19 protein-coding genes are annotated in these 15,441 nt (G+C 33.6%); 1 reads left to right on the top strand and 18 read right to left on the bottom strand.

Features of this window, described 5'->3' with window-relative positions:
- Positions 1 to 10 precede the first annotated feature (10 nt).
- Together A9CBEGH2_RS01145 and A9CBEGH2_RS01140 are read right to left on the bottom strand one after the other, a co-directional pair.
- Positions 11 to 244, bottom strand: coding sequence for a helix-turn-helix domain-containing protein (locus A9CBEGH2_RS01145; RefSeq protein WP_106622565.1), 234 nt, complete (start codon positions 242 to 244; stop codon positions 11 to 13).
- Positions 241 to 660 (bottom strand): RNA polymerase sigma factor, encoded by a 420-nt coding sequence (locus A9CBEGH2_RS01140; RefSeq protein ID WP_071143795.1) that lies wholly within the window; start codon positions 658 to 660, stop codon positions 241 to 243. Before A9CBEGH2_RS01140 ends, A9CBEGH2_RS01145 begins: the two co-directional genes overlap by 4 nt.
- A 516-nt stretch (positions 661 to 1,176) precedes the next feature.
- On the opposite strand from A9CBEGH2_RS01140, the gene A9CBEGH2_RS01135 reads away from it, so the two are divergent.
- On the top strand, positions 1,177 to 1,536 hold the full coding sequence (locus A9CBEGH2_RS01135) for a helix-turn-helix transcriptional regulator (protein WP_077712404.1): 360 nt from the start codon (positions 1,177 to 1,179) through the stop codon (positions 1,534 to 1,536).
- Between the two features lie 70 nt (positions 1,537 to 1,606).
- On the opposite strand, the gene A9CBEGH2_RS01130 is transcribed toward A9CBEGH2_RS01135, so the two are convergent.
- From A9CBEGH2_RS01130 to A9CBEGH2_RS01055, 16 genes are all read right to left on the bottom strand, one after another.
- Positions 1,607 to 1,831, bottom strand: coding sequence for a hypothetical protein (locus A9CBEGH2_RS01130; protein ID WP_163104146.1), 225 nt, complete (start codon positions 1,829 to 1,831; stop codon positions 1,607 to 1,609).
- Positions 1,832 to 1,941: 110 nt separating this feature from the next.
- Positions 1,942 to 3,303 carry a HAMP domain-containing sensor histidine kinase gene (locus tag A9CBEGH2_RS01125; RefSeq protein ID WP_163104145.1) on the bottom strand — a complete coding sequence of 454 codons (1,362 nt, stop codon included), beginning with the start codon at positions 3,301 to 3,303 and terminating at the stop codon, positions 1,942 to 1,944.
- On the bottom strand, positions 3,294 to 3,953 hold the full coding sequence (locus tag A9CBEGH2_RS01120; RefSeq protein ID WP_131034959.1) for a response regulator transcription factor: 660 nt from the start codon (positions 3,951 to 3,953) through the stop codon (positions 3,294 to 3,296). Before A9CBEGH2_RS01120 ends, A9CBEGH2_RS01125 begins: the two co-directional genes overlap by 10 nt.
- A 54-nt stretch (positions 3,954 to 4,007) precedes the next feature.
- Positions 4,008 to 4,832: a NisI/SpaI family lantibiotic immunity lipoprotein gene (locus A9CBEGH2_RS01115; protein WP_163104144.1), complete on the bottom strand. Its 825-nt coding sequence runs from the start codon at positions 4,830 to 4,832 to the stop codon at positions 4,008 to 4,010.
- Positions 4,825 to 5,541 (bottom strand): lantibiotic immunity ABC transporter MutG family permease subunit, encoded by a 717-nt coding sequence (locus tag A9CBEGH2_RS01110; RefSeq protein ID WP_131034957.1) that lies wholly within the window; start codon positions 5,539 to 5,541, stop codon positions 4,825 to 4,827. The genes A9CBEGH2_RS01115 and A9CBEGH2_RS01110 overlap by 8 nt, the downstream gene beginning before the upstream one ends.
- Position 5,542: 1 nt before the next feature.
- Entirely contained in the window at positions 5,543 to 6,268 is a 726-nt protein-coding gene (locus A9CBEGH2_RS01105; protein WP_131034956.1) for a lantibiotic immunity ABC transporter MutE/EpiE family permease subunit, read from the bottom strand.
- Between the two features lie 2 nt (positions 6,269 to 6,270).
- Positions 6,271 to 6,972 carry a lantibiotic protection ABC transporter ATP-binding protein gene (locus tag A9CBEGH2_RS01100; protein WP_131034963.1) on the bottom strand — a complete coding sequence of 234 codons (702 nt, stop codon included), beginning with the start codon at positions 6,970 to 6,972 and terminating at the stop codon, positions 6,271 to 6,273.
- A 163-nt stretch (positions 6,973 to 7,135) separates the two neighbouring features.
- On the bottom strand, positions 7,136 to 7,783 hold the full coding sequence (locus A9CBEGH2_RS01095; protein WP_144017118.1) for an ATP-binding cassette domain-containing protein: 648 nt from the start codon (positions 7,781 to 7,783) through the stop codon (positions 7,136 to 7,138).
- Positions 7,784 to 7,795: 12 nt separating this feature from the next.
- The gene (locus A9CBEGH2_RS01090) at positions 7,796 to 7,972 is read right to left on the bottom strand and encodes a hypothetical protein (RefSeq protein ID WP_163104143.1); all 177 of its coding nucleotides are present in this window, start codon (positions 7,970 to 7,972) and stop codon (positions 7,796 to 7,798) included.
- Between the two features lie 16 nt (positions 7,973 to 7,988).
- Positions 7,989 to 9,356 (bottom strand): ABC transporter permease, encoded by a 1,368-nt coding sequence (locus A9CBEGH2_RS01085; protein WP_163104142.1) that lies wholly within the window; start codon positions 9,354 to 9,356, stop codon positions 7,989 to 7,991.
- A gap of 116 nt (positions 9,357 to 9,472) precedes the next feature.
- Positions 9,473 to 10,594 (bottom strand): sensor histidine kinase, encoded by a 1,122-nt coding sequence (locus A9CBEGH2_RS01080; RefSeq protein WP_077712408.1) that lies wholly within the window; start codon positions 10,592 to 10,594, stop codon positions 9,473 to 9,475.
- Entirely contained in the window at positions 10,591 to 11,259 is a 669-nt protein-coding gene (locus tag A9CBEGH2_RS01075; RefSeq protein WP_077712409.1) for a response regulator transcription factor, read from the bottom strand. The genes A9CBEGH2_RS01080 and A9CBEGH2_RS01075 overlap by 4 nt, the downstream gene beginning before the upstream one ends.
- Positions 11,260 to 11,516: 257 nt before the next feature.
- Entirely contained in the window at positions 11,517 to 12,152 is a 636-nt protein-coding gene (locus A9CBEGH2_RS01070) for an ABC transporter ATP-binding protein (protein WP_021423054.1), read from the bottom strand.
- Positions 12,153 to 12,165: 13 nt separating this feature from the next.
- Complete coding sequence (locus A9CBEGH2_RS01065; RefSeq protein WP_163104141.1) at positions 12,166 to 13,611, bottom strand: ABC transporter permease; 1,446 nt, start codon at positions 13,609 to 13,611, stop codon at positions 12,166 to 12,168.
- A 3-nt stretch (positions 13,612 to 13,614) separates the two neighbouring features.
- Positions 13,615 to 14,838: an ABC transporter permease gene (locus A9CBEGH2_RS01060; RefSeq protein WP_003431894.1), complete on the bottom strand. Its 1,224-nt coding sequence runs from the start codon at positions 14,836 to 14,838 to the stop codon at positions 13,615 to 13,617.
- Between the two features lie 11 nt (positions 14,839 to 14,849).
- A complete protein-coding gene (locus A9CBEGH2_RS01055) occupies positions 14,850 to 15,347 on the bottom strand; it encodes a hypothetical protein (protein ID WP_003431895.1) in 498 nt (165 codons plus the stop codon).
- Positions 15,348 to 15,441: the final 94 nt, after the last annotated feature.

The following is a 15,441-nucleotide window of genomic DNA, read 5'->3' as shown; positions in this document are numbered from 1 at the left end:
CTTGTATGTACTACATTACTACAATTTCAAAATTCATCAGCATATCAAGTAACGCTATCTGAACTCTGTTTTTTAATTCAGCGTCAACTACCATGCAGACGTTACCGTATTCATCATACAATTTACGCAGGCAAAGTTTAGAAATGTAACCGTCATAAAATTTCATAACAGTTTCAATCGCTTCTGGGTCGCCCTCTGTTGCTGATAAAATAACCTCAAAAGGCAGATGTTCATATTTCTTCATTTGCGTTCCTCCATAATTTTTCTCATTGCTTCAAGTGTTTTTGTTCTGTGATACTGAACGTTAGAACGGGGAATTTTAATAAATTCGCTGATTTCACTATCCGACATATCCATAAAGTAGGACAACAAAATAATGTTGCGTTTCTTCTCTGTCAATGTTTTAAGGGCTTCGCTTAACTGGTCGTCCTCAACCCAGACTTCAATGCCTAAGATATTGAATACAGTATAATCGCTTTCGTATTTATCCAATTCTCCAAAACGTGATTGTTCATAATCTGGAATATCCGAAAATAAACATTCGTGTTTTTCACGCCTTTTCATATCACGGTAGCCTTTCTTTACTGCACGTTTAATTACTTTTTTTGAAAGGCAATCAAACTGTGCTTCAATGGCTTGTTTGAAAGAAGATGTTTTCATTTGCTCACCTCCTTTCCGTGCTGGATTGAAATAAACTTTTGTTTATTTCCCCCTTTCCGCACCCTAACTACCCAAAGAGGTGGCAAGCTACCAAGATTTTCAAAAAAATTTTTTTGAAAAACAAAAACAGCCCGATAATGTGTAATTACACAAACGGACTGTTTTATAAATTCTATTGATATGAATTTTTAACTCATATAAAGGGTATAATGATTGTAATAGTGGACTGAAATATTTATCCAGTTGAGAACGGCAAAGCGTTCTTTTGTATGCAGTCATGGTATAGCCCCCTTTAACCAGAGCTATTCCTCATATCTCAAGAAAAAAAGGACAGTTCTGGTTATCCAAAACCGCCCTCTTATTTTTAAAGACGCACAAAAGTATATTATCTAGGAACGGTTTTTTTTATTTACCGCACACGATAACAGCTTTTGAATTATTACTGCATACTATATGCAATTTTAACACATTCTAAATATACAGCATGAAGTATAAACTCATGCTAGGTGATTTAAAATGAGAAAAGCAAAAGAAACACAAACTTTTGATTTCAGACCTTTAGGACTGGCAATCAGAGAAGCCCGTGAGAGAGCAGGGCTTTCTCGTAATGATTTAGGCGATAAAGTGTTCTATGGAGAACGCCATATCGCAGATATTGAAAATGTTGGTTCACACCCTAGTTTTCAATTATTCCATGATTTAGTTACCATGTTCAATATATCAGTTGATGAATATTTCTATCCAACGGAGAAAGTAGCAAAAAGTACAGCTCGTCGTCAAATAGAAACCTCTCTTGATTTATTGAGTGATAACGAATTAAAAATCATTCAAGGTACGATTGACGGTATCTTGAATAGCAGGGAAAGCAAGAAGTAATCAGCTTCTTGTTTTTCCTTTTTTGCATTATCTATTTGCTGATCTGCTCCGCAGGTAGCAAATAACTTTACTAAACTTTTGTCTTTTTTGTAATCTTGTAAATATATTCTTCGGGTGTAGGGCGTTTATTCCCAAAATACTTTCTGAAATTTGCCTGCACCTCTGGGTCGGTACTGTTCATAGCTTCATCAATCGTCGCTTCAATATCAGCTCGTACATCAGCCAATGAAATACCGCCAGCTTTTGCACCTGCTTTCAATGCTTTTTTTATATCTCGCTTTTTAAGACCTATCATAATATTCATACTCCTTTTTAATATTAACGTCAGTTACCGATATATATGTCATAATTCTATAATACAATCTTTATCTTCACTTAAAGGATACCCCCCTAATTTTGAAGATTTCATAATGGTAACTGTATAGTAACTTTAGCTCCTTTGGTTTCTATCGAATTATCTAACAAAAGTTTTCCTTTATGCTGTTTTATAATGCTGTCAACAATATATAACCCCATTCCATAATGCAGTTTAGAACTTCTACTTTGGTCTGCCATATAGAAACGTTCTTTTGCGTGTTCCAATGCCTCTTTTGAAAAACCACAACCACAGTCGGTAATACAAATATTCAAATAATTGTTCTTACTCTCTACGTCTATATATAATGTGGAATTTTCGGGCGAGTACTCTAAAGAATTTGAAACTAAATTCATAAATGCTCGTTCCAGTAACATTCTATCCCCAATTATACTTTGCGGAAAATTGCGTTGTGTCTGCTGAATAACAAGTCCTTTATCTTTACAGACAATTTCAGTTTGCAATAAAATATGTTTCCAAAAATCTAAAAAATTTATATCTTCTAGTTGTAATTGATAGCCAGCAGACGCTCTGGATATATCAATCAGCGTTTTTATATACTGTTTCATCTGTTCTGAACTGGTCATTGCATACGATAAATATAGTTTTTGTTCTTCATTAAGGTTTGTTTCGTCTAACAGGTCGATATTTCCCTGCATAACGGTTAATGGTGTTTTTAAATCATGAGCAAGTGAAGCAATCTGTTCCCGTTGTATTTGTTCGGTTTTCCATTGTTTTTCCAAAGATATTTTTAAACTACTTCTCATTTTCTCAAAAGAATGTAAGACATTTTCAAATTCTTTAATCTTAGAATGTTCCACTTCAAAATCTAAATTTTGATTTTCAATTTCCTTAGTTGCTTTGAATATAGGGAACAATTCTTTGCTTAATATCTTAGCAAAATGCGTTGTTAAAAACACGCATACAACTAAACAGTTAAAAATCATTACACCTATCATTAGTATTTCTGGAGAGGGCAGATGTTCATTTAACCACGGGTCTATGAATTGAGAACCCACATAGTATTGCAAAACAATATATTCATCATCACGAGTGACAAGAAGAAATTGTGTCTTTTTGTCTGTTGTTTGTCCCGTTGTAGCAAATAGCATAGCCTGTTCATATTCATCATCATTCATGCTTGTATCAATAAGTTGATATGATTTATCTAAAAGTAGATACTTTGTTCCTAATGGAAGTCGAATATCTGTAATATCGGGTGTTGCAGTCAGTACAGGAACAAGAGCTTTTGTTTGTTGTTCACAATTATCAGCATACGTCACTATTCCCGAACTTCCTAATAATAGAAACACAAGAAACGGAATTGCAACCGATACACCTAATCCAGTCAATAACCAAAAAAGAAACTTCCAAAATGCTTTTTTTAATGATATATCTTTTTTCAATCCCATTTATATCCTATCCCCCATACAGTTAAAATCGGCTGAATATTTACTTTTGCAAATTTGGCTCGGATATTTTTTATATGAGTAGAAATTGTTGAGTTATCACTTTCTCCGTCAAAACCAAAAACAGCTTCATATATCTGCTCCTTTGAAAATACTTGTCCTTTGTTTCTAGCGAGATATTCGCAAATTAAATATTCGCTTTTAGTAAATACAACAGTTTGATTGTCAATCCTTATTTCTTTTTCTGACAAGTCAATTTTAATACGGTCAAAATTTAATGTATTATGACGTTCTCTATTTTCACGTCGTAAATGTGCATTTACACGGGCACGAAGTTCAGCAATTCTAAAAGGCTTTGTCAAATAATCATCTGCTCCTAATCCTAACCCGTAAGTAATATCATTTTCCATTATTTTAGCCGTTAAGAACAGCAATGGACAATCTATTAAATCACGAATTTTCTTACAGTAAGAGAAACCGTCAATATCTGGCATCATCACATCTAAGATAATCAAATCATAATGGCTTAATGTATCTAATGAAACCTGCATTGCTGAAGAATATACTGATACTGTATGACCGTCTTTTTGCAAACCATTTTTAATCAGTTGTAAAATCATTTCTTCATCATCAATTACCAATATATTCGACATATTTATCTGCTCCTTTCGTATAAAATTCGTGAATAATTATACCATGCTACTAAACTACTCACAAGTTACAGCTTTTGCTACACGATATTCATTATTGATCTTGATAGCAACAGCTGTATCTGTCTGTTGTCCTTTTATAGTATAAACGGATTGATAAAACCAGTTCACTCTTTGGACATTTTGGCTCTTTTCCCCAGTCCAATCAATTTGGTTCTGCTCTGATTTAGAAATAGGTAATTTTGTATTCATATCAAATAAAACCGTTTCGGCAATTATACCTAAATATTTTTCTGTTTGGTCGGAAGTCACAATCTCATTTGTAATTTGATAAATTTTATTACCGTTGATTAACTGTGTACAATTCTCCTTGTTTATGGTAAAGTTATTATCTTCGTTTGGTTTCTCTATTTGAATAAGTGTATCTTTTTCTGAAATTTTATCAGATAAAATTGCCTTATGGAAATTACCGTTTACATCAACAGTCAATATCATAGGGGCGTTGCTGTCTTTTATTTTGTAAACATTAAGATATGGTACAGTATAAACTGGTTCTGTATATTTTTGTGAAATCACTTCCATATCCTCTAGGGTATCACTATCATAATCTATCTGTTCGAGAGCATTTCCTTGTTCGTCAATAACAATCAATTTCCGAATATATCCGACCCATTCGCCAATATCGGAACTTTCATAAGTATCATCAAGTATAGCATACTCATTTCCACCATAACTAAATCGTGAAATATCGTTTTTATTAACGATACATCTTTCTTTTTCTTTCTGATATTCTGTATTATTTTCTAGCAAGGAACAGCCAGAGCAAAGAAAAGTTATACATAGAAATAACAAGCAGAAACTTCGCTTAAATATCTTATTCATGTTTTTTTCTTCCCTCCCAACAATTTATCCATATACAAGTTAGAAATAGAGTAATCCCTGTTAATAAACCTACAATCGCAATGTTCAGTATATTTATATCTGAATTTATAAATGAATGGCACAACTCAATTCCCCAAGAGAAAGGTATAAATCTGAATACTCCAGCAAGAGTAATATTGCTGTATAAAATGACCTGCAAACTTTCAAATACTCCAAAGAATAGAGAAAAACCAATTCCAAAACGATAACTTAAAAACAAATGCCAGATATAAATAACGATATTACCTGCAAACAATATAAACCCTGCACTTACACAAAAAAATAATGAAATATCAGATATTGCCAGCATTTTTACCCCCAACCAAAACGTAATCATCAAAAGTTGAATAGAAAATAAGCCTGTTAAAATCAGAAATATTAGTTTTCCATTCCAAATAGAAATACGTTCCTTTGATGAAAGAATACATTGAAAGTGTGAAGCCCTTTCTTCTAGGGAACTATTCAATCCAGTAACAATACTGATGACCAACGGGAAAACCGTAGCTGTTAATTCTAATAAAAAGTTCTCTTTATTTAGTGCAGGAACAGTTGAGTAAATAGCAAAATATGCAATATACAGCAAAGCACCAACCACAGGCAAAATAATATGAAGTTGCCAATATGAGGTATGTTTGACTTTTATAAATTCAGAGTTTATTACATTTTTCATGCTAACCCTCCTGTTTAGAAAACCATGTTGCACTAAAAGCAGATAATACAATAAAGAGTATGCTTGTTAAAACCAATACAATAAAAACAATATTTAACGATATATTTATGTGTGGCATTAACGTCCCGTTTATCTCAATTCCCATAAGTGACTCTGACAATTTGGCTGACCAGCAATGAGGGAACAAAAACCATATATCTGTATTTCCTGCTAATGGTGGTAGGAATATTCCTAAAAGTGTATTGATGAAAATTGTACCGAACATTCCAATCTTTTTTGCAAGGAATAAACATAATGGCAGTTGCCAAATAGAAGCATAACTAATCAGAATACTACCGACAAACACTTGCAACGTTGTATAAACCGTTGTGGCAGGGGCAATCACATTAGAAATGCAAATAATTAAAGATAATATCAATGCTCCAACCAATATTTTTTCAATCAAAATCAAATTCTTATAGAACCAGAATTTTTTAAGATGAATAGACATGGAAAACACAGAAAAATATTTGCCTGCTCGTTCTTCTTTCTGATTTGCAAGATAACAGAGAATAGCGATTGTTCCCGGTAACAAAAACGCATACCACCAGTACAAAGTCATATATTGATAACCTGTAAAACCACCAACCACCCAAGCAAATAAACCTGTGCAAATCGGAGCAATAACTAAAATCTTATTAGCAAATGAGCGTTTATACTTCAACATTTCAGCTTTCAAGTAATTCATTGTTAAAACTCCTTTCTGTGTTCTTTTACAATACGCATAAACAACTGTTCCAAATTTTCTCCCGAATGAAGTTTTCCCTCATAACCCAACTTTCCATTAGAGATAATGCCAATATCGTCTGCAATTTGTTCTACCTCTGACAAAATATGACTAGACAAGATAACAGTTATTCCTTGTTCTGGAAAGGAGCAAATCAGCTCTCTCAACTCCTCAATACCCACAGGGTCTAGTCCGTTTGTCGGTTCATCTAATATCAATAGCCGTGGTTTATTAAGAATTGCAAGAGCAATTCCCAAGCGTTGTTTCATTCCTAATGAAAATTGACCTGCTCGTTTTTTTTCTGTGTTTTTCAATCCTACAATTTCCAACACTTCTCTTATACGTTCATCTGAAAGTTTCAGTAATTCAGCACGAACTTTCAAATTTTCATAGGCTGTCAAATTTTCATACAATGGTGGTGTTTCAATAAGAGTACCGATATAAGATAAATCATTTCTGCTCCACTTGTGATTAGAAAATTCAATTTTTCCAGATGTAGGTTTCAATATTCCACATATCATTTTTAAAAGTGTAGACTTTCCTGCACCATTTGGACCGAGTAGTCCATATATCGAATTTTCACGGACGGTTATAGATACATTGTTTACAGCCCTTTGATTTTTGAAATCTTTACATAAATTATTTGTTCTTAAAATTACTTCCATATCGTTCATATCCTTTCCTTTTGTTTGATTAAAGCATAAAAAACAAATTTGAAGATTATATAAAGATTTAAAAATAAATATTTTAATCTAGCCGTAGTGTATAACTCGCAATAAACGAAAAATACAACTACGGCTTATTTGATATTTCGTATGAATTTTCACATCAAATTCTTTCTAATGTATCTATGATTTGTAATGTACCTCGTTTTAATTGAAAAACTACATCAGCACGTTTCGCAACTTCATTAGAATGTGTAACAATAATCGCACATTTATTCAAATGATGTACACTTTCTTCTAAAATTCTCATAATCGACATTGCCGTATCTTCATCAAGATTTCCAGTAGGTTCATCTGCCAAAATAATAGGTGCTTCGCTGGCTAATGCTCTTGCAATCGCTACACGTTGCTGTTGTCCGCCAGAAAGCTGTAACACATTTCGTTTCATTTCTTCTTTTGTCAATCCCATTTTTTCTAAAATCGGTTCGGGTGGCAATTTACTTGTCAACTTCACATTTTCCAATGGTGTCATATAATCAATCAGATTATATGCTTGAAAGATAAAAGAAACGTGATTACGACGATGATTTTCCAATCCCTTTTCTGCAATATCTTTTCCATTAAATAAAATCTTACCTTTTGAAGCACTATCCAGTCCACCAAGTAAAGAAAGTAATGTCGTTTTCCCACAACCAGATGTTCCCAAAATGACATATATCTTTCCTAGTTCCATTTGAGCATTGATACCATTTAGTACATTTTTCTTGTTATCATAAGAATATTTTAAATCTTGTATTTCCAAAACACCCATATTGTCTCCTTTCTACTTTGTCGGTGTAAATTCAAATATAAAGTCATTCGTATTTGCATTATCTTTTAATTCCCAATCATATTCATTTATATTTTCCGTATTATTTGTTGTGTCCTCAGTTTCTAAAGTACAGCCACAAAACATTACGGAACAAACGCATATCAATAGAACTATTCCTATTTTCTTCATCACAAACTACCTTTCATTAACTCATTTTTGTCAATATTTCACGGGGCTTTAATCGCATGGTTGAAATTGAAGATATACCTGCTGAAATGACAACAATTCCAATTCCCAAAATAAATAACATAACCATTTCTTCTGATTGAACTTGAATATCTAAATCTGGCATAGTTATATTTGTATTCGCCACATCATCACTTGTACCGTTTCTATTATCGGCAACCAATCCCTCGGTATCTTCTGATATTTCAATTTGCTCTGGTGCATTTTGTAAATAACTTCCTACTTGATCTGCAACAACAGTAGCAGGGAAGTAGGAAAGGAAAAACGCAATGACTGCAATAAGAAGTACCTCTGTAATATATTGACTGATAATTGATGTTTTCCTTATTCCGACAGAAAGCAAAATTCCCGTTTCGTGAATACGAGTTCTTGACCACATTGTTAAAATAAGAGAAAGAATAATAACACTTGCAATGAAAATAATAACTAAAAATGTGGATACAAGATTAGAAATCTGTTGTAATGAGCTTGTTGCCTTATCATAGTTTTCATTATTTTCTATAATAGAAAAGCCTTTCCAATCAACCGTCTTTATGTCTTTTATGGTAGAAATAATTTTCTGCATACTTTGAGGGTCAGAAATAGAAACTGTCATTTCATTAAAACCTTGAATAGCTGGACTGTTTTCTAAAGCAATGAGTGTAGCTAAATCAGCAATCATTAAATTCTGAATTTTGTCATAAGAAGTAACTTGTTCATTGATACTTTCCGTTTCATTTTGCTGAAACAAACCGACAATTTCTAGGTCAATTCCTTTATCTGTTTTAAGAATATCTCTCACTTGTATTTGATTTTTTACAGCTAAATCTTTGCTTAATATCACTTTGCCTTTATCTTGTGGGGTAATATGCCTGCCCTCAACTAAATTTATCTGTTTAGAAGTAAAATGTTTATTTTCTTCGCTTTTCCAAACACCTAAAATCTTAGTCGTATTCCTAAATTCCTCTTCTATCGGTATGTTTCCCTTAAAGAAATCAATCGTAGAAAATGCTGTAAGTGTTTCTGTTGTTGCACTACAATACTGTACGCCTTTTATTTTACTTATTTCTTCAATCAAGTCTGGAGTAATTTGCTGGGTAGAATACATAATTGTACCACCATCTACCGCTTCTACATTCAAATAAGGGTTAGCTTCCGAATAATCATATCCGATTGTAAATTCTCCCCCTAAACTTTTGCGTAAATTATCTTGTGCTAATGACGAAGCCTTATCAATAGCCAACGCACTTAAAACAAATACTGCAATAAGAAAAAGAATACAAAATAGCAAAAAACTTTTTCCTTTTTTTCTGGTGGTATATAGCCAGCCACGCTTTATACAATTCATAAAAATGCCTCCTAATTTCATAATATCTGTTGCAACAACTATAAAATAACATCTCAATATGGAAGCAATATGAAATTTCAGATAAAATCAAAAAAACCTCCCACAATGAGAGGTTTCTAAAAATACAATGTAAAACACATACCTTGTAAAGCGTTCATTTGCTTAAATGTATATGTCAGATTTAATGACTTTGCTATCATATCAACGATATATAAACCAAGACCATTTCCACCGTCTTTTCTATTTCTGGCAAAATCTGGACGGTAAAATGGTTCAAACAAATGCGGAATTATACTCTCTGGAATAGGTGTACATTCATTTTTAACCATAATTTTGTTTTTTTGCAAAACTACCGAAACACTATGTCCCAATTCCGTATAAGAAACAGCATTTGATAATACATTTGAGAGTAGTTTCTCCATGTGCTTTTTTGAAGTATTTACAAGGCAAGTATCTTGAACAGTTACTTGAAAATCAATTCCTTTTGACTGTGAAATTAGTTGGTATGGTTCACAAATTTTATTTAGAATTTCCGCTAAATTAAATTCTTCGGTTTTTTCACTTCCAGCTAAAAAGTCTAATCGGGAAGTATCTAAAATTTCTTTAATCATGTGAGAAAGTCTATCTGCGATTTCTTTACACTCCAACAAATAAACATCTTTATTTTTATATTTTCCAACTCCCAAAATCATATTTTCTAAAATCGCATTTAAAGCAGTTACGGGAGTTTTCAATTCATGTGAAGCAGAACGCAGAAAATCAACTTTTAATTGTTCGGCTTCATTACTCTTTATCTTTTCATCTTCTAAATTGTTAATAGTCGTGATTAGATTTTTATATAATGTATTTACATTTGTAGCCAAGACACCTATTTCATCAAATGAATAAACAGGACATGATACCTCTTTCTTTAATTTTGCCATTTTTTCCGTCGTATCAGAAATTTCTTTAATCGGAGTTGTAATTACTCTTGAAAATAAAAAAGAGCAAATGAAAGCGATTATTATGCTAAGTATAAAAGAAAACGGAAATGCCCGTAAAATTGCTTCAGAAACAAACCTCTCTGTATTTAGAGCATTTTCAATCATAATTCCATTTTCTGATATGCTGTTTATACTTGATAACATTTGCGGAGCAAAAGTATAAATCATTATATGTGCAATAATAATGATAAATAGCATTACAGAAAATGTATAAAGAAAAATTTTAGGGAATAATTTCAATTTTTTCATAATCATATAATTTCCTCATATTTGTAGCCTACACCCTTTACAGTAATAATATTATCTATATCAAGTTTTTTTCTTAGGTTCTTAATATAAGTATCAATTATTCTGTCTGCAATAGGATAGCCGTACCCCCATAAATCATCAATAATCTGATTTCTCGTCAGTACAAGCCCTTTATGCTCTACAAGCAATTTTAACAAATCAAATTCTTTTGGAGTAAGGTCTATTTTCTCGTTATCTTTTTTCTTTGCAGTATATCCAGCAAAATCTACCACAATATCATTTATCTGTAATTGTTTCACATCACAATTTTTCCCACTACGACGCAATAACGCTTTTACTCTTTTTTCAAGCAAAATCATAGAAAATGGTTTTGTAATATAGTCGTCTACTTCTGCGTCAAAACAAGAAACTTGTGTATGTTCATTTTCGATTGCAGTTAATACAAGAACGGGAATAGAGCTATTTTCCCGAATTTCTTTCAATACACTAATACCGTCTTTTTTAGGTAGCATAATATCCAATATTACTAGGTCAACATTATTTTCTTGTAACGTAATTATTGCTTGCACTCCGTCAAAAGCAGATAGAGTGCTATGTCCGACCATTTTCATATATTCGCTGATTGCTTCATTTGTATCATAATCATCTTCAACTACTAATAAATTTGCCATATTCTCACCTCAACGTATATTATACAAAATGAATGTGGAATAAATATGAAATTTGTTCAGAAAATAAATTTAGAGTATTTCAAAATCAAAAAAGCTTTCAGATACAAAAAAGCCCGCACAAAACATATAGTCTGTACGAGCCTTTGAAACTGTATTGTATTTAGTTCTTATAACAATGCCGTTAGGGTCAAATTGATTGTGTCGAGGTATATCTAAAATATTCCATAATGACAGCTCCTTTACGGCACTATTCTTGTTTATTCAGACAGAAAAGAAATTGCACCGTTTTTAATTTCTAAGATTTCGTCGGCTTCTTCTGCCAAATGCTTACTGTGTGTAACCACAACAACACATTTTCCTAATTCATGTGCAGTCTTTTTCAGCAAAGCAATGATTTCATCAGCGGTAGTTTCATCAAGATTTCCCGTCGGTTCATCTGCCAAAAGTACATGAGCGTCGCTGGCTAATGCTCTTGCAATCGCTACACGCTGTTGCTGTCCGCCAGATAGTTGCAATACATTTCTCTGCCAGTATTCTTTTCCAATACCGACTTCTTCCAATAATTTTTCAGCATTTCCACTACCACCTAATTTGACATTTTCAACCGTTGTCAAATAATCAATCAGATTATAATTTTGAAATACCAATGAGATATTATGCTTTCTGTGGTAATTCAGCCCTTTTTTTGTAATATCCTCGCCATTGCAAAGGACAGTCCCTTTTACTGCTGTATCTAAGCCTGCTAACAACGATAAGAGTGTTGTTTTTCCTGCACCACTCGGACCGATAATGGTATAAAAGATACCCTCCTCGAAAGTAGCAGATACATTATTCAAAATGGTTTTATCTTTTTTTGTTTTGTAAGCATAGCTTACATTCTTTACTTCTAACATTTTCGTCGTCCTCCTAACTCATTTCCGATAAAATATCTTTCGGGTTTCTCTTTAGTATTACAATTCCAGATACCAGAACAGAAGCCGTTATCAACACAAGAACACTTACACCGTCCAACAGATACATTTCTGGTGTAACCTCTACGCTGATACTCTGCACGTCCTGCTTTGGTGCAACGTATTCTGTGGATACTTTTCCCTCATTATTCTTTTCTTCCTCTTGCATTTGCTGAACCTGCTGTGATACCAGATAATTTGCCGTTACTTTGGAAACAGCAGGAGCGACAGCAAAGGATAACATAAGGGAAAGAACAGTAATCATAATCGCTTCGCTCCAAATTTGTCCGATAATTCTAAATTTCGGAACACCGAGAGATAAGAAAATACCGACTTCCTGCACTCGATTTTTCAGCCAGAACAGAAATACTAAAACAAGGATAACAAAACTTGCAACAGAGATTACCAATATCATCATTTCGCTTACTTTTGCTAAATCATTGAAGTTTGAGGACATGGTTTCGGAATTTCCGTTATTGTCAATCAAATCATATTGCTCCCAGTTGATGTCTACTTTTTGCAGATTTTCTTTTACTTCGTCGTAAGCTTCCACATCTTCTACTTTGAAATAGGCTCTTTCATATAATGGACTTGTTTCACCCTCTGCCTTTTCTGGAAATCTCAAATCTGTAAATATTACATTTTCCGAACGGTAAGTATCTCCCTGCATAAGTGGGGACATCTTTTGATCCACTTGATAAATTCCAACAATCTCAGCTTCTGATACCTTTGAATTTACAGTATCGTGGTAATCATTAAAAGAAATCTTATCGCCGATTTTCAGATTATTTTGCTTTGCAAGTTCCTCTGAAATGACACACATATCTTTATCCTCTGGGGTTATCATTCGTCCCTCTTTGATATGCAGGTTTCCAGATAAAACATTTCTGTCAAGTTTCATATCTTTGTTTCCAATTAAGCTTACACCTCCCTCATCTACACTTTGGTCTACATCTTTATCTTCAATTCTTTTGAAATTTACAGGGTTTACAGGAGTTGTTGCTGTTGTAATATTGTAATCAGCAATTCCTTTTGTTTTTGCCAGTTTCTCAATGTCTTTTATATCTAAGCTTTCAAATTCATTTGTTGTCCAGCCTGACCAAGTCTCCACACCATTGATAATCTCTTTTTCCTGATGGTAGCCACCAAAACTACCTTCCTTATCATTACCAATCTTTTCTGAGTATTCACGAACTCGTTTTGTTCGGTACTCTGCATTTCTTTCTAAAAGAAAGCCTGCACCTATGGCTTGTCTGGTTTTGTCCTGCACCTCAATACTGGCATTTTTGCTCGCCACACCTGCAAGAAGCAGGGTACTGATTGCAAAAACAATCAACAATAAGAGAATACTTTTTATGGGCTTTCTGAACACAGAACGCCTTGCCAATCCAAAAAAATTCATGTACTATCCCTCCATTTTCGCTAATATATCTTTTGGGTTTGCTCGTAATATCGGAAGAATGGAACAGCACAATGCCACCAGAATAACTGCACCACCTAAAAGGAACAACATTCCAATATCTTGTATCTGCAACACCACTTTCAGATTTTCTGTTACTGTTTCTGAACCAGTAATGACATTTTGCAAAACGCCCGAGAACAATTTACCAATGGCTGTTGCTCCTAAAACCGAAAGTGTAAATACACTGCCTGCTTCTAATAAAGTTTGCAGGAAAATTTCACTTTTTGTCTTGCCGAGGCTCATAAAGATTGCCACCTCTTTTTGCCTTGTCCGCATCCACATACATAACAGCAGGGAAACAACAACAGTACCAGTTACCAATGTAAGTACCAGCATAAGATTTGCCACCTTACTGATTTGCTCTAATGGAGCAGACATCTGTTGATAAAGGGTATCGGAAGTGCTAAGTTCTACATCATTTCCGAATATTTTTTGCAAGCTGGTTTCCAGCACATCTAATTTTTCTGGTCTTTTTGAATAAACGCAGAGTTTTTCAAATTCAGCTTCTTTGAACAATTCTTTATAAGTGCTGTTGTCAATAAAGACTTGATTTTCTATTCGATTGACTGCGGTAGTTTCTGTTGGCTGGTCTTTTTCCACATTTCCTGCGGACATGAAAATTCCAATAATTTGAACAGATACTTTTGTTCCGTTTTCTGTACTTAATTCAATCGTATCTCCAACTTTTAGCTCATTTTGATTTGCAAGGTTCGCATTGATAACAGCACCTTTTTTCTCGTGTTTGATATAATCGCCAGAAGATAAGCGGTACTGCATTTCTGAAAAAGGGCTGTCCTTTTCCAAATCATCATAGGAGAGCAACGCTATTTTCAAATTTTCCTCATTCGTAGAAGTATTGAGCGTAACGGGAGCAAAATCATTCGGAAATACCTCTTGTCTGCCGATACGGTTGATAGACGAAACATCTTCCAGCGTTTCAATCTTGTTTACTTCATTCTCTGTTATCTTGCTGTCCTTACTTGTAATTTCAGCCACAATCTTAGAGTTTGTCTTTTCCTGCATGGCTTGTTTGGACTCATTTGTAGTCCTTAAAATCATGCTTGTACCTAAAATCATACTGTTTACAAGTATCAAAACAATCAACAGAAGAATGGTTTTTCCTTTTTTTCGCTGTAAATAGCGAAAACCAAGTTGATAAAACTTCATACTTCACACCTCTATTCCCAACGGGCTATGACAACCTTTGTTGCATTGAAATGAAGTGTGTCTGAAAATTCTCCATAGAGATATACATTTGATTGTTTCTTTACATCGGATATAGACCCCGTTGTTATATTCGTAACAGAACCCAACTGTTTATTTAGTGTCGCAACAACAAATTCACAATCTGGGTTATAGGTTACAGAAACAGCATTGTCTTTATTTTCCAATCCCGACGCTTCGATTTGCAGGCTAGCTCCACCCTCAGTTTCTTTTGCTTGACTTACGGAACAACCATTGTCTGTAAATTCCAAAACACTTCCTATCAAATTAGCAGACTCTAATATGTCGTTTCCTTTATTTTCTGAAGAACCATTTGCATTTTCTTCATTCGTATTAGAATTGACAATAGGATTAGACGTATCTGGTTTCTCATCTGGACTTGCACCACACCCCGTCAATGCACAGATACATAATCCAACTGCTACAAATTTACTGATGTTTGTTTTTTTCATTTTTGTATTCCACCTTTCTTGTTCGATATGCCCCTATTGTAAAAGCAAACCATTCTAAAAATCCTGTAAAAAAGTAAGAAAATCATCATCATTT

Origin of the sequence: Amedibacterium intestinale, assembly GCF_010537335.1 — a bacterium.
GTDB classification, from domain to species: domain Bacteria; phylum Bacillota_I; class Bacilli_A; order Erysipelotrichales; family Erysipelotrichaceae; genus Amedibacterium; species Amedibacterium intestinale.
The sequence above is the reverse complement of the archived record's forward strand: the minus strand, read 5'-3'. Positions and strand labels throughout refer to the sequence as shown.